The organism is Maribacter sp. Asnod2-G09 (genome assembly GCF_045063795.1).
Classification (GTDB): Bacteria; Bacteroidota; Bacteroidia; order Flavobacteriales; family Flavobacteriaceae; genus Maribacter.
The window spans coordinates 340572-364119 of record NZ_JBEFOA010000003.1; the positions used below are offsets into that span (position 1 = coordinate 340572).

Consider the following 23548-nt stretch of genomic DNA (forward strand, 5'->3'; position numbering starts at 1 on the left):
TTAAATTTCGGCGGCTAATCTACAAGCCTGATTTATGGCTCGTTTAGCATCTAATTCGGCTGCAACATCTGCACCACCTATTACATGTACTTTTATGCCTTTTGCTTGCAATGGTTCTAAAAGTTCTTTAAAGGGTAATTGCCCTGCACAGATAACAACAGTATCTACTTCTAGTATTTTTTGCTCGTTATTTTGGGTATAATGCAAACCTTCATCATCTATCTTAGTATACTGCACTTCATTAATAAATTGTACATTTTTCTTTTTCAAGGTAGAACGATGGATCCACCCTGTTGTTTTACCAAGATTGCCACCAAACTTACCTTTGCTACGCTTAAACATAAAAATTTCTCTTGGTGACGGATGTATTTCTGCCTGTATATTCTCAATACCACTACGAGCTTCTAAAGTCTTATCGATTCCCCATTCTTTAAGCCAAGCATCAATATTTAAAGCTGTACTTTCCCCTTCATGGGCTAAATATTCAGATACATCAAAACCGATTCCGCCTGCGCCGATAACTGCAACGCGTTTACCCACAGGTTTCTTAAATTTTAATACATCTATGTAATTCAGGACTTTTGGATGGTCTACACCATCAATTTTCGGAGTTCTTGGCTGTATTCCGGTCGCTACAATAACTTCATCAAAATTACCATTTTGCAAGTCTTCTGCAGTTACTCGAGTATTCAATTTCACCGTAACATTATGCAGCTCTAATTGCTTATTATAATAGCGAATGGTTTCATAGAACTCTTCTTTACCGGGAATTTGTTTTGCAAGGTTAAATTGTCCGCCTATTTCTTTTTCACCATCAAAAAGTGTAACATCGTGTCCTCGTTGTGCTGCTACCGTTGATGCTGCCAAACCTGCCGGACCAGCTCCTACAACGGCTATTCTTTTCTTTGTTTCTGTTGGGTTATAATTCAGTTCCGTTTCATGACATGCCCGCGGATTCACCAAGCAACTAGCCACCTTACGTTGAAAAACATGATCTAAACAAGCTTGATTACAACCTATACAAGTATTTATCTCATCTGCCTTGTCAGCTTCAGCCTTATTGACCCACTCTGGATCTGCTAAAAATGGTCGCGCCATAGAAATCATATCGGCATGACCTTCTGCTAAAACTTGCTCAGCAGTTTCGGGCATATTTATTCTGTTAGAGGTAACTAACGGAATCGTTAATTCTTCTTTCATCTTTTTGGTCACCCAACTAAATGCAGCTCTGGGTACCGATGTTGCAATGGTGGGGATACGGGCTTCATGCCAGCCAATTCCTGTATTTATAATTGTGGCACCAGCTTTTTCTATTTCTTTACCTAAGGCAACCACTTCTTGCCAAGTGCTTCCTTTTTCTACCAAATCTAACATTGACAAACGATAGATAATAATAAACTCCTTACCAACGGCTTCACGTGTTTGTCTTACTAATTCAATCGGTAAACGCATTCTATTCTCATAGCTACCGCCATAATCATCAGTTCTTTTATTGGTTCTTTCTACAATAAATTGATTTATTAAATAACCTTCAGAACCCATAATTTCTACGCCATCATAACCTGCTAATTTTGAAAGTTTAGCAGAATTTACAAAATCACGAATGGTACGATTAATGCCAGATTTTTTGAGCTTAAATGGCTTGAAAGGGGAGATGGGAGATTTTATTGCGGAAGGAGCAACTGCAAAAGGATGATACCCATACCGACCAGCATGTAGTATTTGCATACAAATTTTACCACCTTCTTTATGTACGGCATCAGTAATGATCTTATGATGTTCTGCATGTTTTTTAGTGCTCATACGTGCTGAAAAAGGACCTGTCCAACCTTGTACGTTAGGCGCTATTCCACCAGTTACTATTAATCCGACTCCGCCTTTTGCTCGTTCGGCATAATACGTGGCTATTTTATCTATGCCATTCTTTTCTTCTTCTAATCCGGTATGCATCGAACCCATTAATATTCTATTCTTAAGGGTGGTAAATCCTAAATCTAGTGGCTCAAAAATATGGGTGTACTTGGTCATTACTTGTTACTTTTTAGTTACTTTTTTATTATGCATGCATAATAATTAACAAGATACGTTTTTAATTTTTGAAAACTAATTAAACATTTTTTAGAGCGTACAGAGCTTATTTTCAATCATACAGTTAGATTTTGACTATCCGAAGTTCTTCAATCGATAGTTTAAAACCTTAGTAACCAAAATAAAAAAATCCCTATAAAACTAAAAGTTTCATAGGGATTTTTCTTTATTACTAAAAGGACTAAACCTTTACAATTATTCTTTTATAGCACGTGCAAATTTGTACGTAATACCAAAGTTAATACCGAAAGATGAATAAGGTACTTTTTGAGATAATTCTCTAGAAGTATCAGTATTAGTATTCGATAATTCATCTACATAGGTTGTAGTCTTGTTTATTCCTTCTGGCAAATTATCAATAGTATACAATCCGCTAACCGCAACCGTACCATCAGGTAGTTTAACATCGGTATTAAACTCAGCTATTTCAGAATCTTTACGCTTTAAACTGATTCCGTAATACTCTACTTCAGCAAAAAGACTAAAATTAGAATCTAGGTCATACTTATAACCAAGTGCACCTACAAAACCTAAAGGAAAATGTCCGTGAAAATCTTCTTTATAATTTGTCTCAGAATACGACCCTTCCGGCACTCCAAAAGCTTCTGCTTCCGCTTCAGAAAAAACAGATTTTTGATAGATAACACCCTCGGTCTTTCCGCCTAATTTTAATAAAGCTCCAAAACGACCATAAATATTATTAGTAAACTTATATACTACAGATGCAGAAGCTCCAAAAGCACGTGCTCTAGCTACAGCATTAACTTCTGTACTTGGCAAATTAACTATCGATACATCTTGATCTGTTCCTTTTAAATACCCAATACTTAAATCTGCACCAAATGAATCGTCAAAGAAGTAGGTACCCCTTATTTGAAAATTAATACCTTCTCCATAACTACCATAAGAGTTCTCAGTGCTAGAAGCATTAATACGTTCTCCTAATTTCATGGTTGCACTACCAATTGCCAATCCAGAACTTGCAGAAACCTGCAATTGCCCATAAGATATCGTGCTAAATAAAACAGCTGCACATACAGCGATTAAGTGTTTCATAATAAATGATTTATAAGTTGAAAATTGATTTTAAACTAATTTATTAGCAAAAGTAAAACTACATCAACTACTGATTAACAGAGTTTTGACCAACAACCTTAAGAGTATCGCTAAGATTTTAATTGCATTTTTTTAATTAGTCTATCAAAGTTACTTTTTTAAGGAAATTTCCTATATCTATAGTTATTTTTTAACACTCTATTTGAAATTTATACTTGATTTTACCTTAGGTATTGCTAATTGAGCAACCCAAGAACCTCATTTCGAACTTTACTGCAATTTATTGGGAATTAATAATTTGATTTTTTGTTTAACATCAATCATTTTTCTGGGACTTTACCCCAATAAACAGTAATGTATAAATAAACAAAAGCAGTAAATACCAGGTATTACCTACCAAATCTAAATAATCGATTTTCCCTTTTGAGAAGCTTAAAATCATTAAAACCTGAGCACCATAGGGTAATAGACCTTGAAATATACAAGCAAAAATATCTAAGATTGAAGCTGTCTTTTTATTATCTAAATGATACTCGTCATTTATCGTTTTTGCTATGGGACCAGCAATAATAATGGAAACCGTATTATTTGCAATTGCCATGTTTATTGTACTTACCAAAGTAGCTATACCAAACTGTGCCGACTTCTTATTTTTAATGAGTTTTTTAATATTGACCAGTATAAATTCAATTCCGCCATTTCTCTCTACCAAGGCAGCTAGTCCACCGGTCAATAACGACAACAGAAATATTTCGGTCATATTGGTAAATCCGGTATAGGCGATTTTAGTGGACTCTATTAATGTGAAATCTCCGTAAGCGATTCCTAATGCACCTGCCGCAATTGTACCTAACAACAAGGTTACAAAGACATTGACTCCCACAATGGAAAGAATAATCACCAATACATATGGCATTATTTTTATAATTGAATAATTATAAACCGTGGCTTCAGTTACGACGGACTCCAACCCTAATCCCTGAAATACTAAAATTGAAATGGTGAACAAAGCTGCAGGCACCGCTATTTTGATATTCTGTTTAAATTTATCGCTCATTTTACATCCCAAAGACTGAGTTGCCGCAATTGTAGTATCTGAAATAACAGATAAATTATCACCGAACATACTACCACCCAACAAAGCTCCACATAGTATTGCCAAATCTGCACTACTTTCATCTCCAAAGCCTATTACAATAGGCGCCAATGCAACAATGGCACCAACTGAAGTACCTGTAGAAACCGATAAAAATCCGGCGATAATAAAAATACCCACATATATGTATTGAATAGCTATAACATCTAAACCAAGGTTTACAATAGCATTGACACTACCTGTTTCGTTTGTAATAGCGGCAAAAGCACCTGCTAACAAATAAATAAGACACATGGTCAATACTTTATTATCTCCACAGCCTTTAAGTAGCGTATTAATTTTAGAAGAAATGGTTTGCCTAAACAATATAAATGCGACCACTATACCAACTATTACCGCTATAGGAGCGGGCAGTGCATAGAAATCGTTTTGATAGATACCTACACCTAAAAACGTCAATACAAATACGAACAAGGGTATTAAAGCTGAAAATTTTGGGATAATCTTTTTAGTACTTTCCATTTCTCTTTCATCATTTTTAAAAAAGGAAATAGCTATAAATTAGAAGAATCATGTGTTAACATTTGTTCCAATTAATGGCTTATCTATTTAGCACCTTGCTTGTTATTGCAGGTTGCTATCTCCTTTTTTGAGATTCTTGATAATAATTTTAAGGCGGCAAATGTAGTCTATAAATCTTTCTACTAAATCTTAAAAAAAGTTAATTTCTGTAAATAATATCCCTACAGAATTCCTCCTACATAATTACCTTAAATTTAACTTTCATTATTGTTTCATTAACAACCTTGTGTATTTTAATGGTCGAAGTTTGGCATCATAACATTAACTAACTCAATTATTTACATATGAAGAAGCATTACCTAAAATCTATTGCTGTAATATTTTTACTATTGCTAGTATTTTCTTGTACGCCAGAAGTGGACGAATTTGGCGAAGATTTTGACCGAGACAAAATGGACTTGTTCTTTTCTCGAATTGAAGATAAAAATTTAGGAATGGGCAGTATTTCTATTTTCAAAGATGGTAAAGAAGACTATCAAACTTCTTTTGGTTTTATAGATGTCGAAAAATCTATTTTAGCAAATTCAGCTTCTAAATATAGAATAGGCTCTATTTCAAAAACATTTACTGCTACAATGATTATGCAACTTGTTGAAGAAAACAAATTAAGCTTAGATACTACACTAGACAACTACTTTCCAGAAATACCCAATGCCGCAATTATTACTATTGAGCATTTACTAAGACATAGAAGCGGGCTTTTTAATTACACAAGTGGTGAATTTGAGGCAGGGAGAAATTATGAATCTGCCACACGCTCTGAACTTATAGATTATTTTATAAGTAATGGGATCATTTTTGAACCAAATGATAAGTACGAGTATTCAAATACCAATTATGTTTTATTATCCTTTATAATCGAAGATTTAGATACCAAAACGTATGACCAATCTTTAAATGATAGAATAGCCGTTCCTTTAAATCTAATTGATACTTATAATGGTGGGGTTACCAATTCTGAAAACAATGAAGCTTTTTCATATTATCTTGAGAATGACAATTGGACATCTATCTTAGAAACACATTACACCATACTTCAAGGCACTGGTTCAATTATATCTTCTGCTAAAGGTGTAAATATCTTTTATCAAGCTTTATTCGATGGTAAGCTAATTTCTGAAGACTCATTGATTCTTATGACAACTATGGTCGATGGTTATGGATTTGGACTGAACTCTCCTGCATTTTATAATAAAAAAGGATTTGGTCATGCTGGTAGTATTGACGGGTTTGGATCATCAACCGTATACTTCCGATCAGATAATGTCACCGTTACCTATGTTAGCAATGGCATTGTAATGGTACCAAATGATGTTTTAATAGGGATATTGAGTATTTACTCTGGTCTAGATTATGATTTGCCATAATGTAGATGAGATGAACTACCGTTTTTTCACCCAAGAATCAATACCGAATGCTTCGTTTAATTCTAGTATAAGTTGCTTTCTTTTGGCTTCATTACCACAGTCAACTGGTACCCCAACATAGATGAGACCTTTTGGATAGGCGCCTTCATCATGGGTATAGCCCAATGTTTTAAGCTTTTCTATTATTGTATTTTTATTATTAGGGTCTTTAAAAATACCTACCATCGCAATACAATTTAAAGAAGAATTCGTAGTAGCTACTGGTGCCGTTTTGGTAGTTTCCTGTAGCTGCTCGACTTTTTTAGCTACTGGAGTTTTAGTTTCTTTTTTTTCAATAATAGGAGTTTCAATGTCTGCTATAATTTCTTCGGATGTACTTTCGTCGGATGCCCCTTTAGATATACTTTGAACTTCAGTTGTGATCTCTTCTTCTAAATCAACATTTATTTCTTCTTTAAAATCAGAAACAGTAAGTGTAGTATCAGAAATTACAACTGCTGTACTTTTATTATGGTCGTATGCATCTTTTGCCGGGATAGTTATAGGTTCATAAACATCTGAATTAGAGTATACATATTCGCGACCTTCAGAATGAAAAGAAGCGGGTAGTGGTGTTTCATCTAAAGTTTCAACATCTGTGACAGATACTGAACTATCTTCCTCTTTATTAAACATATACATGTAAATAAATGCAGAGAATATTGCGATTACGACAATGGCGATTACAAAATCCCATCTGCCTTCTCGGCTACTAAAAATATCTTTATCGGGGGTCATGGTTATGTGTTTGTTATGAAGTACAATTATTTACCTAAAAAAGTAAATATAACCAATCTGATGTTTATGTATATAATTTACCCAAATCTTAAGATGTTTGGGGTGCAGTTTCTTTTAAAATATAATTCAGTTATAATGTAGTTTTATGCACTTACTTTCTTGCCATAAATCTTATAATAAACAAGGTCTAAAGCCCTATGAAGTTCACTTTTTGTAAATGGTTTACTTACAAAATCAACACAGCCAAGTTCTCTAGCAACAACTTCAAATTCTTGCTTGGTAGAACTTGATATAAATGGCAAACGATCTGCGAACATTTCTAGAAAAGAGAGTCCGTTCATACCTGGCATTTCAATATCTGACATGACCACTTGTGGTTTCGCTATTTGTATATGTACCCAAGCATCATAAGAATCTTCAAAAGTTAATACACTACGTACCAACGGGTGAGTTTTGGCAAGCTTTTCTGCTAGTGACAACCAAAGATGGGAGTCATCTACAATTACTAATTCGAGTTTCATTAATCTGAGTTTGAGGTTTGAGAGACGAAATGTACCCCATTGTCTCATTATGAGAAATTAATTCAGATGAACGGCTTGAAAGTATCTTTATATGTTAATATTACACTTTAAAAATGACATTTCTGGTGCGTATAACGCTTCCTAATATAATTTCTTTTTTACAAATTATGCTTCAATAAAATCAACATTTAATGAACCATTCACCAATCTATTTTCATTATCTATACCACTAAATACACCTTCTTGGTTTCTACTATTATTTTTTAAATAGTAACTTTTAAAGTAGATATTTACGCGCTCCAAAGCTATAATGCCAGAGAAGTTAAATCTGAAATTAATTACAGATCCTTTGTTCAATAGTTCTATTCGGTCCTTTTCTATATAGACATTATCGGTAAGTGTTACTATTTCAAAATTGGACTTCAAAATTTTGAATTTCAATTTTTCCTGAAATCCATCAACAAAGTCAAAAGTTACATTATAGGTGCCTGGTAGTTTGCCATAAAGTGATGCGTACGGACTATTGCTTGATAGTTCTAGTGCGTGTTTTGGAACAACACTTGGGTTTACAATACGTTTGTTTCGAATTTCCATAGCTATATAAGGTGGTATGCTAGGGTCTATAGATTTTTGTTCCATTTCTTGCTTACTCTCACATTTTTCTAAAATAGAACGCCCGGCAACGGTATTTGTAAATAGATCGAATGTGCAATAGGTACCGATCAAGTATTTAATGTTAGATGGCGCTCGGTGTCCTAAATAATAGATTTCACTAGCCCCATCAATATATCTGTCCCCAGATAGGGTATTTGTCTTAATAGTCAAGGTATCTCCTTGGCGTTTTATATTGCCGTGGCTATAATATTCACGCATGCTACCGTCCTCTAACGGGTACATGAATATATGCTGAATCTTCTTCCAGTTTTTAGAGATAATACTCTGTCCTTTTAAAATAGTATTGTCTTCCCCGAAATAGTAATTGATATAATAATAAGTAATGTCTTCATCATTACTTTTAATAAGGGTTAACTGTTTTTCAAGCTCATCTTCAGAGGGTTTGTGCTCTGCAAGAAATACTTCGTAGTCTTGATATCCTAAGAAAAGTAAGATGATGGTTTTATAATAATGATTCAGTTTTATAAGTGGTTTTCCTTTTTCAAATTCTCGAAACTTATCATATAAGTACTTTCCATTTATAAACTCTGAGCCCAAAGCTTCAAAATCGTTTTTAAGACTAGGCTTGTTTTCATCAAAAGCACCATAACCATACAATTGAAACGTTTTTGGTAATTGGGTAAGATTATGTTTTTTTATAAACTCATCATGTATCTTATCTATTAAAATTTTAAAGTACTCTGAAGTAAAAACCAATGACCCTGAACCTGTTATCATAAATTCCTATTTTAAGAATAAAATTATTAAAAATATTTTTAGTATTAAGAATTAATAAGAATTAATAGATGTGTTTCTACATTTAGCAAACAAACTAATCTAAACAGATCATGAAAAAACAATTCTTACTTATTTGTTTTCTGGTTTCTACCTTAGGTTTTTCACAAACTTTGGTGACTGGTAAAATTACAGATCAAAATGGCGAACCGTTACCCGGAGCCAGTGTTAGCGAAAAAGGTACATCTAATGGTGTAATTTCAGATTTCAACGGAAATTTTGATATTAGCATTACATCTACCGAAGCAATACTATCTGTCGCTTTTATTGGGTTTGAAACTCAAGAAATAACAGTTTCAGGGCAATCTCAAATTGATATTGAACTGGTAGAAACTGCTGTTTCATTAACTGGTGTTACCGTACAAGGGTTCTCTGGTGTTATGGGTAAATCTCGTAAGCGAACAGAATCTATACAGACTACACCAGAATCTGTTACCGCTTTGAATGCGGAAGGCATTGAAAGTGCCGGTATTACAGATGTAAGTTCATTTTCAACTTTAGTACCAAACTTAAAATTCAATTCTTCGCAATCTATTGGATTAAACTTTATTACGGTTCGTGGTATTCCGCAAGTTAGAGGTGGCGATGCTCCATTGGCTTTCGTTATTGATGGTGTTACCATACCAGACCCAAGTTTATTAAGTCAAGATTTGTATGACTTGGCTTTGGTTGAAGTGGTTAAAGGTCCGCAAGGTGCCTTATATGGTAAAAATGCCATTGGTGGTGCTGTAAATATTTACACAAAAGACCCTACTAATAAAATGAACAACCAAATTAAATTAGGTGTTGGTAATGGCGGATTTAAACAAGCACAGTTCGTATCATCTGGGGCTATAGCAAAAGACAAGTTGTTCTATCGTTTTTCTACACAGTATAAAGATTTTGATGGTTTACTTACCAACGAATTTCTTAATGAAAAAGTTGATTTTAGAGAAGACATTAATGTAAGGGGTCAATTGAAAGCGAAATTATCTTCTAACTTCTCAGTTACGGGTTCTTATCAGTATTTTAATATTGAAGGTGGCGCAACTTATTACTCGGTTAACCCAACTGGTACAGATGGTGAATTTACGGGTGGTATTTTAGACCCTAATCCGTCTGATGGTAATAATGTAATATTTTCTGATGTGCTGGGAAGATCAGATATGACGAATAACTACGGTACCTTAAAAATGGATTATAACCTTACCGGTGTTAAATTACAGAGTATCACTTCAATCAATAAAGTAGAACGTTCTACTAATGGAGATTTAGATTTTCTTGAGTTGGACGGCTTAACACAAGGTGAAGAAATCACTACCAAAACATTCAACCAAGAAATTAGAATCAATAATTCAAAATCGGACACTAAGTTTGATTGGAGTTTAGGCGGATTCTATCAAAAAATAGAAAAAGACTTTTACCAAAACGGGACTACTGGTGTTGATTTTGGCGGTCCAGATGCTTACGATACAGCAGACTATATTAACGAAACCCAGACTATCGCTTTATTCGGATTCGGAGATTACAAACTAACAGATAAATTAACGCTTTCTGCAGGATTCCGTTTAGATATGGACAACTTTACACAAGATGATGTATTGTTTGTTACCAATTCTGAAAGAGATAATAGCGAGTTTCAACCTAAAGTCTCTTTATCATATCAAGCGAATAAAAATGTTTTGGTGTATGCAAACTACGGTCGTGGTTATAGAAATGGCGGATTTAATGCACAGCCAACTGATCTGTTCAATAGAGAGTTTGACGATGAAACATCAGACAATTATGAATTAGGCTTTAAAACTACTTCATGGAACGATCGCTTTATACTTAACGGTTCTGTATTCTATTCTACTTTAAATAACCAACAACAATATATTTTAGACCTAACCACTTTTATTGCAGGTGTTTATAATTATGATAAGAGTGATGTATTCGGTTTTGAATTGGAATCTCGTGCTAGACTTTCAAACTTCTTAGATGTATTTGCCAATGTAGGTGTAACAGATGCTAAAATTGTAGAAGGTGGTACTACAGGTGGTGACGATGGTACTTTTACAAACAATTCTGCTTACGATGGTCAAAAAACACCGTTTGTACCTGTAAGTACTTTCGCTGTTGGTTTAGAATCTTCATTCAATATTACCGATGATTTAAAATTCAACGGATTCTTAAACCTAGATACTACAGGAAAAACCTACTGGCATGAAAGTAATAGAGATGCTTTTACTACAGATGCTTATTCTTTATTAGATGCTCGTTTGGGACTATCCTACAAAAACTGGAAACTTGAACTTTGGGGCAAGAACTTGACAGATAAAGAATATTACCAAGAATTCTCACCAGGTGAATTTGTTGGTAGTCCTGATGATGTTGCCTGGAGAGGACAACCTTTAACCGTAGGTACTGCGATTTCTGTTAAATTCTAAGTACACGTCAACCATTAACTGATATTCATGGGCATTGTCTTAGGATGCCCTTATCATACTTTTTTCAAATACATATGGAAACTAAAAGAGAACGTTTTTCAAGAATATTAATTGAAGATATGTTTCAGGTACAACCTGGAGAAACCATTGCCATTACATCAGATTTAGGTACGGATAGAGCTACTATCGATGCTATGGCGCAAGCTGCACAAAATGCAGGTGCATTGCCATTGGTCATGTACATTCCTCAAGCTGAAAAAGACAGTCAAGCCGGAATGAAAGATTGGCCTTCTGAAGCATTAACCGCAGCCTTATTAAAAGCTGATGTATGGATTGAAGCTAATGCGGTAGTGCTGTTATATTCAGACATCTGGGAAACAGCTATGAGAGATAATAAAAAACTGCGCTACTTAATAATTGCAGAAAGCTCTATAGATTCGCTAGATCGCGTATTTACGGGTTATGAAATTCCCGTTTTAAAGAAACTTCTGTCTAAAGTAACCAATATGGTCAAAACGGCAAATACTGTACGCATTACCAGCGAAAACGGAACAGATGTATCTTACGATATCGATACCAATTACACGTTCGATTATGATGATGGTGATTTTTCCATGCCTAAGTTTGGTACAGCACCAGGTTTTGTAAATGTGGTTCCGAAACTAGATAGTATGAACGGGCGTATTGTTTTCGATTATTTACAGCATGCAAAACTCACTGATAAAGTTTCGTTTGTAATGAAAGATGGTAAAATTGTTGACGTAAAAGGGGAGGGCGCTGCTCAGTTCAAAGAATACCTTACTTCTTTTGAAGACGAGAACATGTATAAGATTTCTCATAATATGATAGGGCTTAATCCGAAAGTTCACGCCATTACAGGTGAACTTGTTGAAGACGAACGTATTTGGGGCGGTGTAGATTTCGGATTTGGACACACAAGCGCTATGGACATGCCGCCATTCGGACAAATGGCAAAATCGCATTTTGACGGAGTGGTAGCTAAAACCAGCATTTATTTTGACGAAATACAAATTACCGATAATGGCGAAGTTTGTCATGAAGAATTAAGACCTTTAGCAGAGAGCTTACTAAGCGCCACAAATGTCTAACCAAGCAGATCAATACGCAACTACCAAAGTTCAACCCAAAGACTTCGTTTCTGGTTGGGTGGTGGCGTTGATTATTGCAAGTACCGGGTTATCTGTTTCTACCTTGTTTTTAGGCTCTGAAATTGCACTTGGTCTTGGTTTTAAAGATGCTCTTATCGCATTTGGCTTCTCTACCTTGGTATTGACCATTATGTGTATGGCGACTACCCTAATCGGTAATCGTTCACGATTATCTACCTATATGATTCTCCATTTTAGTTTTGGAGAACACGGAGCAAAGATTGTCAATTTTATTTTTGGAGTAACCTTGGTCGGGTGGTTTGCCGTAGCATTAGAATTGTTGGGCATTGCTATTTTTGACACTACCGAAAGTACCTTTAGCTTTACAATTTCAAAAGAACTGATTATTATCGCAACTAGTCTGTTTATTACGATTACCACGGTATATGGAATTAGAAGTATTGAAAAAGTCGCGAATATCTCTATTCCCGTTTTAACCGCTTTTCTAGGTTATGTTTTTTACCTGTCTCTTGAAAAATTAGAAAGTCCAGCAGCACTGTTCGACTATGTGCCAGAAGAAAGTTCAATGACACTTTTTAAGGCAACTTCAATTTTAGTAGGCGCTGCGGTTTTATTTCCTGTATTAATGGCAGATTTTTCTAGATTCGTAAAAACCGACAAACAAAGCCTAGCCTCTGTTTTAGGATTAACGATTGGTACTCCGCTTGCCTATATTTTAAGTGCCGTACCTTCTATACAAACTGGTGAAGTTGATATCATCAAAATCATGGGGGAGTATAACTTGGTGATTCCTGCTTTTCTATTGTTGTTTATATCTACATGGAGCACCAACGCTACCAACCTCTATTCTGCAAGCTTAACGTTTACCACAATTAATAAAAAATGGACTTTTAAAAATGTAGTTATCGTTTCAAGTATTTTCGGAACCCTATTGGCTCTACTAGGTTTCGCTACCTACCTTTTTGAATTCTTAGAATTTTTAGGTATTCTAGCCCCAGCAATTTCTTCTATCTATTTTATTCATTTCTTTTGGATAAAAAGACAACAGTACAACCTTGAAGATATTGTTGAATGGGAACCTGCAGCTTTAATTAGTTGGGTGTTGAGTTCACTGATCAGTATGCTAACTTACTTTGAATTATTTCAAATTACAGGCGCATATTTTCTAGATTCATTTCTATTGGGAGCTGTTATCTATTTGGCTTTTAAATGGAAAGCAATTTTTAAGCCTACTGTATAAATTCACTATTTCATGATTGCTTTTATTATAAGCTTCAAATAACCAAAATACTAATAATTAGAAATGGATCGATTTCCAATTCATTTAATATTCGTCGTTATAATATAACCTAAATTCATCTTAGATTGTTACCTGATTTAGGGTATAAACTTAAAGTAGTAAGTTTTGAAAATTTAAAAACGGGCTAACTCTGAATTAACCCGTTTTATTAATTATAATTTTCTAAGATTAAAACTGCCTATTGCACCAATAATAAGTGTAATAAATAAAGTTGGTAGTAATAACTCTAACCAACTAAAAGTATGTTCTGCTTGGTAGAATTTAATATCATGCTTTGTCCAGTCTACCGAACTTTCTGATTTTTCATTAAAGATTTTATCATAAAAACCTAGTCTTAAATTTTCATGAAATTCGGTTAATGCATCTAAGAAGCTCAAATGACTCTTCATATCTGTACCTGCAAGATTATTTAGACTTAATTGTGCATGCATTGTAGGTATAAAAAGTGCTACATTTTCACTTACCGTGTTACGCAACATAATCTTCTCTGTCATTTCTTCACTGGTTTCTTTGGCTGCCAAATCGCCCATATGTTGCATACCGTAATACCAGATCCAACTGAATTTATCTTGTGGTACTTCATAGTTTATGTACTGCGGATATGCACCTATAAATCCATTCATGGTAACATCCTTTTCCATATCCCATTTTTCGTGGTAGCCATCTCGTTGTTCTACCATGGCATCTAAGGCTTCTGGTACTTGGTAGGTATTAATTACATAGTTATTCACTAATGCCGGAATTAATATCGTCAATACCACCCAAATAGAAATTAGCGCCAATGCATTAAAGCTTGAGCTTTTTAATAAAGACACCATCCATAAACACAAGGCACTCCAAAACATCAAATACAGGATGCTTTGCAGAAAAATAGCCCAGAAATTGGCATTCATCGAAATCTGTAAAATAACACTTGCCAAAAACATCAAAACAATTAATACTCCGAACACAAAGAGTATTCTCACTGCCATTTTTTTGAGTAAAAAACTTGCTTTCCCTGATGTTTGTACTGCTAATATGCGCCAGGTGCCCAATTCTTTTTCTTCTGAATACAAATTAAACGTCATCGCTATTAACACTAGCGGAAACAAATAAATAATTACAAAACCTAAATCTAAATTACCCGACATGAGTAATGACGGATTCTCAAAATCGGTATCATATTTTTGCGCTTCCAAACCACGAATAGTTACAGCTTGCAATAGCGGATTAACATCGCTTTGACCTATTGAGATGGCACTTATATTCTCAGGCTTCTTCGCCAACGTAAATCGCAGATAATACAATAGCAATCCTAAATCATCACTATGGTATTCTATGTTCTTTTTAATACTTTCTTCTTGAAATACTTGGGCTGCTGCTATCGTTTTCTCTTGTTTAACCAAGTATTGCTTTCCTATCAAAATACTGATAACACCTACAGTCATTAATAAAACAAGACTAACTAAGAATATTTTCGTTCTGAAAAACGATTTAAATAATAGTCTATACATCTATAAGGCTTTTAGGTTAGTTGATAATTTCAATAGCCCGAAAATGGATAATACACTCCATAATAATAGTGCTACTAACGAAGTCAACTCATTTTTAAACACATCAGTAATACTTAAAAAATGATATTCAAAAGGAGGGAAGTTTTTCCAGTAGTCACTAGAAATCGAATTAGGACCTTCTTTACCTTTATTCGGAATTAAATCCATCTGCAATTGGTTCATTTCTTGGGCTAAATTGAAACGATATGTTTCTGCTTCATCTTTAAAATGAAGGAAGGATTGAAAATCTGTCCCTGAGAATGCCATAGATAAATTTTTAATGGCAGAATACGGATTCACGAATGCGGAAAATCGCTCCAAATTATTTTGCTTATGATATACTTGATAAAGCTCTTCTTGGTGTTTTAGATAAACCTCTGCACTCAACTCTTCTCCTTTAGACATTACAAATCCTCCATAATTAAATGGAAGATCTGCAACTTCGGTAACCTTATTCGCTAATAAAACAGAGTCTTTCAATGCCTTAAAATGTGGATCGTCTGGATTGTGACTATCTCCCAATAAAACCAAATCATGTTCTACCGCTGTTTCCATTTCTATTTTAGAAGGAGTAGGGTATAAGTAGAACCCCATTGCCTGTAATGACTTCGGCACGATGATAACAAACAGCAACCAAATACCCAGTAACTTTACCAAGGCACCCTTGGCGGTTGCACTAAAAGCGGAAACTAAAATGGTAATAGCGCTTAAAATTCCGAAGAACAAAAAATAAGATGTTAATAAAACCAAGTATCTTAATAAACTATCCGTATGCATGCTATCGTGCGATTCTAATAAAACGAAAAACAACAATACTAGAAAAATGGAAGTTAGAAAAATGAGCGACAGACTCCATAAACCCAACCATTTACCAAACACGATCTCTTTTCTGCTAATGCCTTGTCCTATTAACAGTTTCAGCGTTCCGTTTTCTCTTTCTTGAGCTATCGTCGCAAAGCCCAAATAAAAAATTAATAACGGAACGATTACTTTTAACAACATTGCCAGACTCACCTCACCAAAACGTAAAAGTCCCGTAGACATACTAGCTTCAGAAAAATTTACAGTATTCTGTTTGTGCGCTTCCAAGAAAATGGCATTGCCAACAAAATTCTCCATCCCTATGTCAAACACGCTTAAAACATGTTTTAGTCTAAGCGCAAAAGAACCGTAGTGGGACATTCTATGCGGATGCTTATCTGGGTTATTTTCCCAGCTTTCTTGCACTTCCTCTTGAATTTCATCACGTGTGAAATTCTGGTCATGGTAATTCTCCCATCCACTATATGCAGAAAAAAGAAGCAAGAACAACATCAGAGTAGATGCTATCAGCATGACCTTGGATCTAAAGGCATCTTGCCATAATTGGCGTGCTAGCAATTTGATTACGTTTTTCCTCATTTTTAGAATTTATAGGTAGCATTTAGCAAGACGTTTCTTGGTGCTCCAGGACCTAGTCTAGAAGGGTTAAGACCACCTAACCAATACGTTTCGTCAAACAAATTATTCAACTTTAAGGTTAATTGTATTCCTGTATTGTTTGGTTTGTAATACACTGCTGCATCAAATACAGTATATGATGGTAATAAAAGTCTATCGGTGTCGTACGTAGGGTTATACCAGGTATATCGCTCATCCATAAACTGAGCACCTAAACCAAAGCCGATTCCTTTTAAAGTTTCGTTTGTAAAATCATAGCGTCCCCAAATGTTGGCATTGTGCTTAGGAGCTCCTCCGATAGGTTCGCCAATAAACTCTTCTATGGCATCTTCTACTATTTCAGCATCGGCAAAACCGTAAGATGCGGTCAATTGAAAATTAGACGATATGTAACCGGACACATCCATCTCAAAACCTCTACTTCTTTGTTCACCTCTTGTAGTTAGGTTATCCAAATCATAGGTATCACCTAATAAGATATTTTTTTGAGTAATGTTGAAAATAGCAAAGTTTGCAAATATTTTTCCGTTCAAAAATTCTCCTTTTGCCCCAAATTCAGTCAAGCTACTTTCTAAAGGATCAAATCTACTTGGTGATGTAGACCAAAAGAAACCTTCTGCCGTTGGCGATAATGAAACTGTATTGGTGTGTGGCTGAAAACCTTCTAAATAAGTGGCATATGCACTAACGGTATTGGTAACTTCATAGGTTAAACCAATTCTAGGTACAATGGCATCATTTGTAAACTCTTGCTCATCGCCTTCATAATCAAAAATATCAGTGAAACGCTCATATCGTAAGTTTAATAAAGCAGAGAACTTACCTACTTTAAACTGATTTTGAATATAGAACCCATTTGAAGTATTCAAGTTTGCAGGAATACTCAATTCTGCCAGATTATACGCATTTGTATTTCTAGCTCCGTTAAAAGGATCATCTAAATTAAAATGAGGAACAGCAGGCACTGGCATGGTTACACCATCTACCACCATTTGCTGAAAGTTAGCAGCATTTGCAGGGTCATAGTTAGACTGACCACCATCGACTGTCAAGTACCTTCTGGCACGAAGAAATCCGGCACCAATTTTTCTTTCCCAACGAGTAGCATCATAACCAACTAATATCTTGTTGGTTATCTTCTCTGTTTTGATGTCGTACGTAAAGTAGGTGCTGAAATTATCGGTTTCCCAATATTGTTGCCTTTCATCATATCGCATTCTCGCCAGGGTAGGTATCACATTTCCGCCAATATCTACGGCAGTACCATCAACTCTATGTTCAGCTAAATCTTCATCCCAAGTTTGTTTCATGAACTGGGCATTGAAACCTAAGTTATCGGTCAACTTTTTACTAAAGTTAGCCATGAAAATAAACTCCTTGTTTTTGTAGTGGTCGCTTGAAGCGCCTACGTTCATTGTAATAGGCGTACTATCTAAATCATACTCGCCATTAATAGCTCCGAAAATTGGCTGACCCCTATCTAAATTACCTACGGCATCACTATAAATCATTTCTACATTTAACGACGTTGTTTCATTGGGTATATAACTTAAAGAAGGCGAAAACAAAATGGCATTGTTGTTTACCACATCTCTAAATGAATCTGCTTCTTGAATTGCAGCATTGAAACGATATAATAAGGTTTTAGATTCGTTTAAAGGACCGGTAAAATCTGCTGTAGCTCTTAAGGTTCCAAAACTGCCTGTGGTCAAAGAAACTTCACTACGTTTTTCAGCCAAAGGCTTTTTGGTAACCATATTTACTGTACCCCCTGGATCGGCACTTGAAAATGTAACTGATGATGGACCTTTTATAACTTCAACACGCTCTAGATGTGAGGTAATTGGTTGTAAAAAATAGTATTGGCGTGTACGCATACCGTTTAACACCTGCCCGTCATCCGCTTGTGTAATACCTCGAATATTATAGTGATTGTATAAGCCCGTTACCGAAACATTACTTACCGTTTTTACGGCATCTGGCACTTGAAAAGCAAGTCGGTCTGCAATTAATTCTTTAGTTACAGATGTAATCGCCTGGGGTAATTCTTTATTGGCAATCGCCACCTTTGTTGCAGAGAACGAGTAGTCACTATTGTAATCTGTTCTAGCTCTACCAACAACCTCTACCGATTGTAGTTGTTCCACATTCATCTGTAATTTTAAACTTCCTAAATCATAGTCTTGTGCTTGATTGAAAGCTTTTTGAAAACTAAGCGATTTCATGCCTATGTAGCTTACCGTAATTTGATAATTACCGGTTTCTTTAAGTTCAAAACTAAAATTTCCGTTTTCTTGAGAAGTGGTACCGGCTTTTTTAGAAGCATCGTCATATGTATATGAAATAGTGGCTCCAAAAATAGGTTGACCTTCATTATCGGTAATTTTACCCGTTACTGAATTCTGGGCAAACGTTACGTTGCATAGTAATACTGCTATTATAATTTTTATATAGTTGTTCATCTGTTCTAAATAGTTTCTAGGTAAAGTTGATTTAATTCATTTGCGTTGATCTCGCTGGCTTTTAGCTGCTGTGCTAAAACACCTTCTTTCATGATACCGATGGTGGTACCCAATTCTACGGCATTAAAAATGTCGTGCGTAGCCATAAAAATGACCTTACCCATTTGGGCGAGTTCTTTGCAAATTTTAGTGAATTCTGCTGTTGCCTTAGGATCTAAACCAGAAGTAGGTTCATCCATAAAAATTACTTCTGCATTTTTGGCAAGCGCAACGGCAATTCCAACTTTTTGACGCATTCCTTTAGAATAACCCGATAGCCTATTATGTTGAGCATCTGCTTGTAATCCTGTTTTTGTTAAGAACGCTTCTAATTCTGATGTGGAATACGTGAAGCCAGCTAATTTGCTAAAGAAATTAAGATTCTCAATCCCTGTAAGATTTCCGTAAAGCTGTACCGTTTCTGGTATATAGGCGGTAAGTTGATTGGTATCATCTTTACCCACTTCTTTATCGGCAACGAACGCTTGTCCGCCATCCTTTTTTATAAAACCTAAAAATATATTTATAGTGGTGGTTTTTCCTGCACCATTTTGCCCTAACAAACAAAAAATTTCTCCTTTAGATACTTCAAAAGAAACATCTTTCAATGCCATTTTTCCGTTATAGGACTTGGTAATATTTACTGCCTTTAGCATATAAGTATTGTGTATTAAAAATTGGTAGTACTTGTAGCAAAACTTCGTCTAACCGTAATAAATACAGTAAACGGGTATTGAATATTATTGAAGATCTGCCTAGAAATTAAGACAGCAGCCGTATGAGATATTATTGTTATTATAAAATGATAACCTCCAAAAAAATGGGGACTTTCAAATTAAAATAACAATAGAAAAAATGTGCGTTCACCCTAAAAAATTAGGATATTACAGCATACATACGGACTAGATAAATTGTGGTGGAGGTCTAGTAAAGAGATAACTAGATAAATGCCTTTCGTTTAAGGCGACAACAGGGACTGCTATAGTAATCGTTTGCTCCCAATTGTAAAATTCTGTTGGTGCTACTACTAGCGGTTGTGTTTCTAAAAGCGGAGTGAAGTTCACCGCAGTGGTAATATGACAAACCTCGCAATGTTGAACGTCTGTTTCATCTGAATGATGAGAAAGTGCATGCAAGCCCGCTACCTTGAATAACAATATCAAGGTAATATAAAACAAGGCAATAAGATGCTTAGCGTTTTTCATTTGCAAGCGGTAAAAATAAAAACTTTTATGATTTAATTGAGAATTTATTTCGAAAATCCTTTTTTAAGGGAGTCAAAGAAACCGTCTTGATACGTATTACTATGATTGAAGATTATTTTAATTTAAAGTACTGAAGCTCACATTTTGCTTTACACAAAACACTCTTCACACTTGCCTTGAATCAATAACTGAGTTACTTCAATTTTTCGATTCGGTATTTTCGGGAGCGGTACAGTAAAGGTCAAACAATCTACCCTGCCACAACTAAGGCATTGAAAATGAGGATGAACATCTTTATGTTCTGTTGAAGTACAGCCATTACATTTAGCATACCACTTTAAGCCTTCTTTTCCTAAAAAGGAATGTAGAACCCCATCATCTTCTAACTTATCTAATACACGATAAATGGTAGTTTTATTAAATGTATCGCCCAACTGCTCAATTAATGCTTTTGCAGAAATAGCTACTGAACTAGTATTGAACTCATTAAGCAAAACTTCTACGGCCTTAGTTTTTCTAATTACTCCCATACAACAAATATAACGCAACCTTGTTGCATTAACAAATATTATATCTACATTTGCAACTCAGTTGTATTAACAAAAACTTCAATGATATTAATTAATCAGAAATCAGACATTTTAGGAACTTTTGCCAGTTCATTATGTCTTGCTCATTGCGTTGCCACTCCATTTTTATTTCTAGCGCAAGCTAGTGCTGTAACTTGTTGTGACGGTCCGCCAACGTGGTGGAAATTTATGGATTACTTTTTCTTAACTATTTCATTTTTAGCCATTTATTGGACAACAAAAACAACCACAATCAAATGGATGACACCCATGCTATGGTTAAGTTGGTCTGTTTTAGCTGGAATAATTTTAAATGAAAAAGTAGCGCTTCTATCCATACCTGAAGCTGCTATTTATATTCCTGCTGTGGCGTTAGTGGCATTGCATATTTATAATCGAAAATACTGTACATGTAGTATCGATAAATGTTGTGTAAATGAAGAGTAACGGGTAAGTAAAAAATACGGTAGAGAATAATTTTAAATTAGTTCTAATAATATCGATTTTACATAATTCGTAATAGATGCAACAGGTTGGCAAAGTAGAACATCGATTGATATTAAAATTGTGGAGTAAATAAAGTGTTCAATTTCTTAGAAGTTGTAGTAATTAATAGTGAGTCATTTAAAATATAGTAGAATACATATCATTTACTTGAAATCGTTATTTTAGTCCTAGTATTCAACTTGTAGTGTTACTTAACATACTTCAACAAATTTTACCAATGACTAGAATTTCCTTTTGCGCTTCAATAGTATTCGTTTTAATTGTCACCTCTTGTAAAACCGAGAAAAAAAAGGACTTTGAGATTTCGCGTTCTAAAGAAATAGCAGCTAAGAACAAGATTCACAATAAATTATTAGATATTGAAAAAGAGCAGGGTTGGAGCTTACTTTTTAATGGTGAAACTTTAGATGGATGGCATCTTTTTAATAAACCAGATTCTACGCAATTTTCTGCATGGGAAGTTAGGGAAGGAATGATATTTTGCAATGCAACGGATGAAAGTAAAGTATTTGGAGATTTAGTAACAGATAAAGCTTATGAAAATTATGAGCTGCAATTCGATTGGCAAATGGCGCTTCGCGGAAATGGAGGCGCTTTTATAAATGTACAGGAAACACCAGAATATAAAGCTACTTACAACACTGGTGTAGAATACCAATTATTGGAACCAGAACATATGGATACGAAAACTCCTTTAAAAAGACCTGGTTCCATTTGGGGATTGTCACCACAACTAAATACCGTTGAAGCAAACCCAGTTGGACAATGGAATACCACACGAATTATTCAACAAGATGGTAAAATTCAGTTTTACCTCAATGGCATTCTAACTGCCGAAGAAGAAATAAACTCCGCCACTTGGAAAAATAAGGTTGCTAACTCAAAATTTAAAGATGTACCTGGTTTCGCTAAAGCTACACAAGGTAAAATTGCTTTTCAAAATTGGTATTTTGAGTCTTGGTTTCGTAATGTGAAAATTAGGGAATTGTAAGAGTAATAATCTTAGTAGATTTTAAATACAAGAAACATTTCCAATATATATATGCTAGATACTACAGAGTATCTAAACTATTAGAAATGAGTACATTTAAAATTCTATAAATAGTTAACTTCATATTTAAAACAAATATCATCAGCCGACCAACCACCATACAAGAAGTCTTAAATCAATTAGACAGCATTATTGATAATGCTATAATTAATAATGACCGCATAGGCTACTTCGCTTTCTTATATCGAAGAGTTACTGCTGAAATACTGAATGAGGTGCAATTAGGTAATTTTGAAGATAATGCCAGAATGGAATCCTTCGATGTTACCTTCGCCAATTACTATTTAGATGCCTATAATGGTTATATTAACAATCAACCCATTAGTGCATCATGGCAATTTGCCTTTGACACCAAAAATGACACCCTAACCATTTTACAGCATATCATGTTGGGTATAAATACTCATATTAATCTTGATTTGGGTTTAGCCGCAAGTACTGCTATGAACGGGTTAGAAATATCTCATATTGAAAGAGATTTCAATACCGTTAACGCCATACTTGGCAACATCGTTAATGAAATGCAAGACCGCCTTAGCCGTGTTTCTCCTTTATTATTTCTACTTGATCTTGCCGGAAAAAATACCGACGAAGAAATTATCAATTTTAGTTTGCGCAAAGCAAGAGAACTCTCGTGGTATAATGCCAATCTGCTTTGGGGCTTAGGTACCGAACAGCAAAATGCAGCTTTACAGCAAATGGACATAACTGTTTTAAGTCTTGGCGAATTTATAAAAACACCTAAATCAAAAATAGTGATGTACGCTCTAAAGTTTATGGGCAAGTTTGAAGAAAAAAATGTGGGTACAGTAATTTCTAGGTTGCGAGAGAAGTAAACTACTATTTTTATGCGGCAATAATTCATTACCACATAACTACCTGTAAAACAAAATACTACTATATTTAACTAAACCATTTCCGCTTCAAAAAAAGCATATTTATCATTTTCTGCACCATCAAACTTTACCA

19 protein-coding genes and 1 riboswitch are annotated in these 23548 nt (G+C 34.8%); of the genes, 7 read left to right on the forward strand and 12 right to left on the reverse strand.

The features are described 5' to 3' along the window. The 3 genes from ACJJVT_RS05430 to ACJJVT_RS05440 all read right to left on the reverse strand — a co-directional run bounded on the left by ACJJVT_RS05430 (position 1) and on the right by ACJJVT_RS05440 (position 4762). Positions 1 to 2028, reverse strand: a complete 2028-nt coding sequence (locus ACJJVT_RS05430) for an FAD-dependent oxidoreductase (protein ID WP_405397084.1) — start codon at positions 2026 to 2028, stop codon at positions 1 to 3. Between the two features lie 255 nt (positions 2029 to 2283). After that, the gene (locus ACJJVT_RS05435) at positions 2284 to 3144 is read right to left on the reverse strand and encodes an outer membrane beta-barrel protein (RefSeq protein ID WP_405397085.1); all 861 of its coding nucleotides are present in this window, start codon (positions 3142 to 3144) and stop codon (positions 2284 to 2286) included. 316 nt (positions 3145 to 3460) lie between these two features. Then, the gene (locus ACJJVT_RS05440) at positions 3461 to 4762 is read right to left on the reverse strand and encodes a Na+/H+ antiporter NhaC family protein (RefSeq protein WP_405397086.1); all 1302 of its coding nucleotides are present in this window, start codon (positions 4760 to 4762) and stop codon (positions 3461 to 3463) included. A 51-nt stretch (positions 4763 to 4813) separates the two neighbouring features. Then, a riboswitch (SAM-I-IV-variant riboswitch) is annotated at positions 4814 to 4910 on the reverse strand. A gap of 196 nt (positions 4911 to 5106) precedes the next feature. On the opposite strand from ACJJVT_RS05440, the gene ACJJVT_RS05445 reads away from it, so the two are divergent. Next, the gene (locus ACJJVT_RS05445) at positions 5107 to 6189 is read left to right on the forward strand and encodes a serine hydrolase domain-containing protein (RefSeq protein ID WP_405397087.1); all 1083 of its coding nucleotides are present in this window, start codon (positions 5107 to 5109) and stop codon (positions 6187 to 6189) included. 15 nt (positions 6190 to 6204) lie between these two features. Here the strand turns inward: ACJJVT_RS05445 and ACJJVT_RS05450 are convergent, their stop codons facing one another. The 3 genes from ACJJVT_RS05450 to ACJJVT_RS05460 form a co-directional block, all read right to left on the reverse strand. Further along, complete coding sequence (locus ACJJVT_RS05450; protein ID WP_405397089.1) at positions 6205 to 6966, reverse strand: SPOR domain-containing protein; 762 nt, start codon at positions 6964 to 6966, stop codon at positions 6205 to 6207. Between the two features lie 143 nt (positions 6967 to 7109). Next, positions 7110 to 7487, reverse strand: coding sequence for a PleD family two-component system response regulator (locus ACJJVT_RS05455; protein WP_073244466.1), 378 nt, complete (start codon positions 7485 to 7487; stop codon positions 7110 to 7112). Between the two features lie 165 nt (positions 7488 to 7652). Further along, entirely contained in the window at positions 7653 to 8879 is a 1227-nt protein-coding gene (locus tag ACJJVT_RS05460; protein ID WP_405397090.1) for a hypothetical protein, read from the reverse strand. 110 nt (positions 8880 to 8989) lie between these two features. On the opposite strand from ACJJVT_RS05460, the gene ACJJVT_RS05465 reads away from it, so the two are divergent. The 3 genes from ACJJVT_RS05465 to ACJJVT_RS05475 all read left to right on the forward strand — a co-directional run bounded on the left by ACJJVT_RS05465 (position 8990) and on the right by ACJJVT_RS05475 (position 13714). Continuing rightward, positions 8990 to 11344: a TonB-dependent receptor gene (locus ACJJVT_RS05465; protein ID WP_405397092.1), complete on the forward strand. Its 2355-nt coding sequence runs from the start codon at positions 8990 to 8992 to the stop codon at positions 11342 to 11344. Positions 11345 to 11418: 74 nt separating this feature from the next. Beyond that, entirely contained in the window at positions 11419 to 12453 is a 1035-nt protein-coding gene (locus ACJJVT_RS05470; protein WP_405397093.1) for a hypothetical protein, read from the forward strand. After that, on the forward strand, positions 12446 to 13714 hold the full coding sequence (locus ACJJVT_RS05475) for a purine-cytosine permease family protein (RefSeq protein WP_405397094.1): 1269 nt from the start codon (positions 12446 to 12448) through the stop codon (positions 13712 to 13714). Before ACJJVT_RS05470 ends, ACJJVT_RS05475 begins: the two co-directional genes overlap by 8 nt. A gap of 212 nt (positions 13715 to 13926) precedes the next feature. Here the strand turns inward: ACJJVT_RS05475 and ACJJVT_RS05480 are convergent, their stop codons facing one another. The 6 genes from ACJJVT_RS05480 to ACJJVT_RS05505 form a co-directional block, all read right to left on the reverse strand. After that, entirely contained in the window at positions 13927 to 15267 is a 1341-nt protein-coding gene (locus ACJJVT_RS05480; protein WP_405397095.1) for a DUF3526 domain-containing protein, read from the reverse strand. After that, positions 15268 to 16707, reverse strand: a complete 1440-nt coding sequence (locus tag ACJJVT_RS05485) for an ABC transporter permease (RefSeq protein ID WP_405397097.1) — start codon at positions 16705 to 16707, stop codon at positions 15268 to 15270. Between the two features lie 2 nt (positions 16708 to 16709). Then, entirely contained in the window at positions 16710 to 19208 is a 2499-nt protein-coding gene (locus ACJJVT_RS05490) for a TonB-dependent receptor domain-containing protein (RefSeq protein WP_405397098.1), read from the reverse strand. A gap of 5 nt (positions 19209 to 19213) precedes the next feature. Beyond that, positions 19214 to 19903, reverse strand: a complete 690-nt coding sequence (locus ACJJVT_RS05495) for an ABC transporter ATP-binding protein (protein ID WP_405397100.1) — start codon at positions 19901 to 19903, stop codon at positions 19214 to 19216. A gap of 246 nt (positions 19904 to 20149) precedes the next feature. Continuing rightward, complete coding sequence (locus tag ACJJVT_RS05500; protein ID WP_405397102.1) at positions 20150 to 20452, reverse strand: hypothetical protein; 303 nt, start codon at positions 20450 to 20452, stop codon at positions 20150 to 20152. A 149-nt stretch (positions 20453 to 20601) separates the two neighbouring features. After that, complete coding sequence (locus ACJJVT_RS05505; RefSeq protein ID WP_405397104.1) at positions 20602 to 20982, reverse strand: Fur family transcriptional regulator; 381 nt, start codon at positions 20980 to 20982, stop codon at positions 20602 to 20604. Between the two features lie 81 nt (positions 20983 to 21063). Between ACJJVT_RS05505 and ACJJVT_RS05510 the strand changes: the two genes are divergently transcribed. The 3 genes from ACJJVT_RS05510 (at position 21064) to ACJJVT_RS05520 (ending at position 23415) form a co-directional block, all read left to right on the forward strand. Then, entirely contained in the window at positions 21064 to 21468 is a 405-nt protein-coding gene (locus ACJJVT_RS05510) for a MerC domain-containing protein (RefSeq protein ID WP_405397106.1), read from the forward strand. Between the two features lie 277 nt (positions 21469 to 21745). Next, positions 21746 to 22519 (forward strand): DUF1080 domain-containing protein, encoded by a 774-nt coding sequence (locus tag ACJJVT_RS05515; protein ID WP_405397107.1) that lies wholly within the window; start codon positions 21746 to 21748, stop codon positions 22517 to 22519. Between the two features lie 158 nt (positions 22520 to 22677). Next, positions 22678 to 23415 carry a DUF5995 family protein gene (locus ACJJVT_RS05520; protein WP_405397532.1) on the forward strand — a complete coding sequence of 246 codons (738 nt, stop codon included), beginning with the start codon at positions 22678 to 22680 and terminating at the stop codon, positions 23413 to 23415. Positions 23416 to 23548 lie beyond the last annotated feature (133 nt).

Bases quoted from the DNA above. Each gene is read 5' to 3' on its own strand.
- ACJJVT_RS05430 (WP_405397084.1), bottom strand. From the start codon at position 2,028: ATGACCAAGTACACCCATATTTTTGAGCCACTAGATTTAGGATTTACC.
- ACJJVT_RS05435 (WP_405397085.1), bottom strand. From the start codon at position 3,144: ATGAAACACTTAATCGCTGTATGTGCAGCTGTTTTATTTAGCACGATA.
- ACJJVT_RS05440 (WP_405397086.1), bottom strand. From the start codon at position 4,762: ATGGAAAGTACTAAAAAGATTATCCCAAAATTTTCAGCTTTAATACCC.
- ACJJVT_RS05445 (WP_405397087.1), top strand. From the start codon at position 5,107: ATGAAGAAGCATTACCTAAAATCTATTGCTGTAATATTTTTACTATTG.
- ACJJVT_RS05450 (WP_405397089.1), bottom strand. From the start codon at position 6,966: ATGACCCCCGATAAAGATATTTTTAGTAGCCGAGAAGGCAGATGGGAT.
- ACJJVT_RS05455 (WP_073244466.1), bottom strand. From the start codon at position 7,487: ATGAAACTCGAATTAGTAATTGTAGATGACTCCCATCTTTGGTTGTCA.
- ACJJVT_RS05460 (WP_405397090.1), bottom strand. From the start codon at position 8,879: ATGATAACAGGTTCAGGGTCATTGGTTTTTACTTCAGAGTACTTTAAA.
- ACJJVT_RS05465 (WP_405397092.1), top strand. From the start codon at position 8,990: ATGAAAAAACAATTCTTACTTATTTGTTTTCTGGTTTCTACCTTAGGT.
- ACJJVT_RS05470 (WP_405397093.1), top strand. From the start codon at position 11,419: ATGGAAACTAAAAGAGAACGTTTTTCAAGAATATTAATTGAAGATATG.
- ACJJVT_RS05475 (WP_405397094.1), top strand. From the start codon at position 12,446: ATGTCTAACCAAGCAGATCAATACGCAACTACCAAAGTTCAACCCAAA.
- ACJJVT_RS05480 (WP_405397095.1), bottom strand. From the start codon at position 15,267: ATGTATAGACTATTATTTAAATCGTTTTTCAGAACGAAAATATTCTTA.
- ACJJVT_RS05485 (WP_405397097.1), bottom strand. From the start codon at position 16,707: ATGAGGAAAAACGTAATCAAATTGCTAGCACGCCAATTATGGCAAGAT.
- ACJJVT_RS05490 (WP_405397098.1), bottom strand. From the start codon at position 19,208: ATGAACAACTATATAAAAATTATAATAGCAGTATTACTATGCAACGTA.
- ACJJVT_RS05495 (WP_405397100.1), bottom strand. From the start codon at position 19,903: ATGCTAAAGGCAGTAAATATTACCAAGTCCTATAACGGAAAAATGGCA.
- ACJJVT_RS05500 (WP_405397102.1), bottom strand. From the start codon at position 20,452: ATGAAAAACGCTAAGCATCTTATTGCCTTGTTTTATATTACCTTGATA.
- ACJJVT_RS05505 (WP_405397104.1), bottom strand. From the start codon at position 20,982: ATGGGAGTAATTAGAAAAACTAAGGCCGTAGAAGTTTTGCTTAATGAG.
- ACJJVT_RS05510 (WP_405397106.1), top strand. From the start codon at position 21,064: ATGATATTAATTAATCAGAAATCAGACATTTTAGGAACTTTTGCCAGT.
- ACJJVT_RS05515 (WP_405397107.1), top strand. From the start codon at position 21,746: ATGACTAGAATTTCCTTTTGCGCTTCAATAGTATTCGTTTTAATTGTC.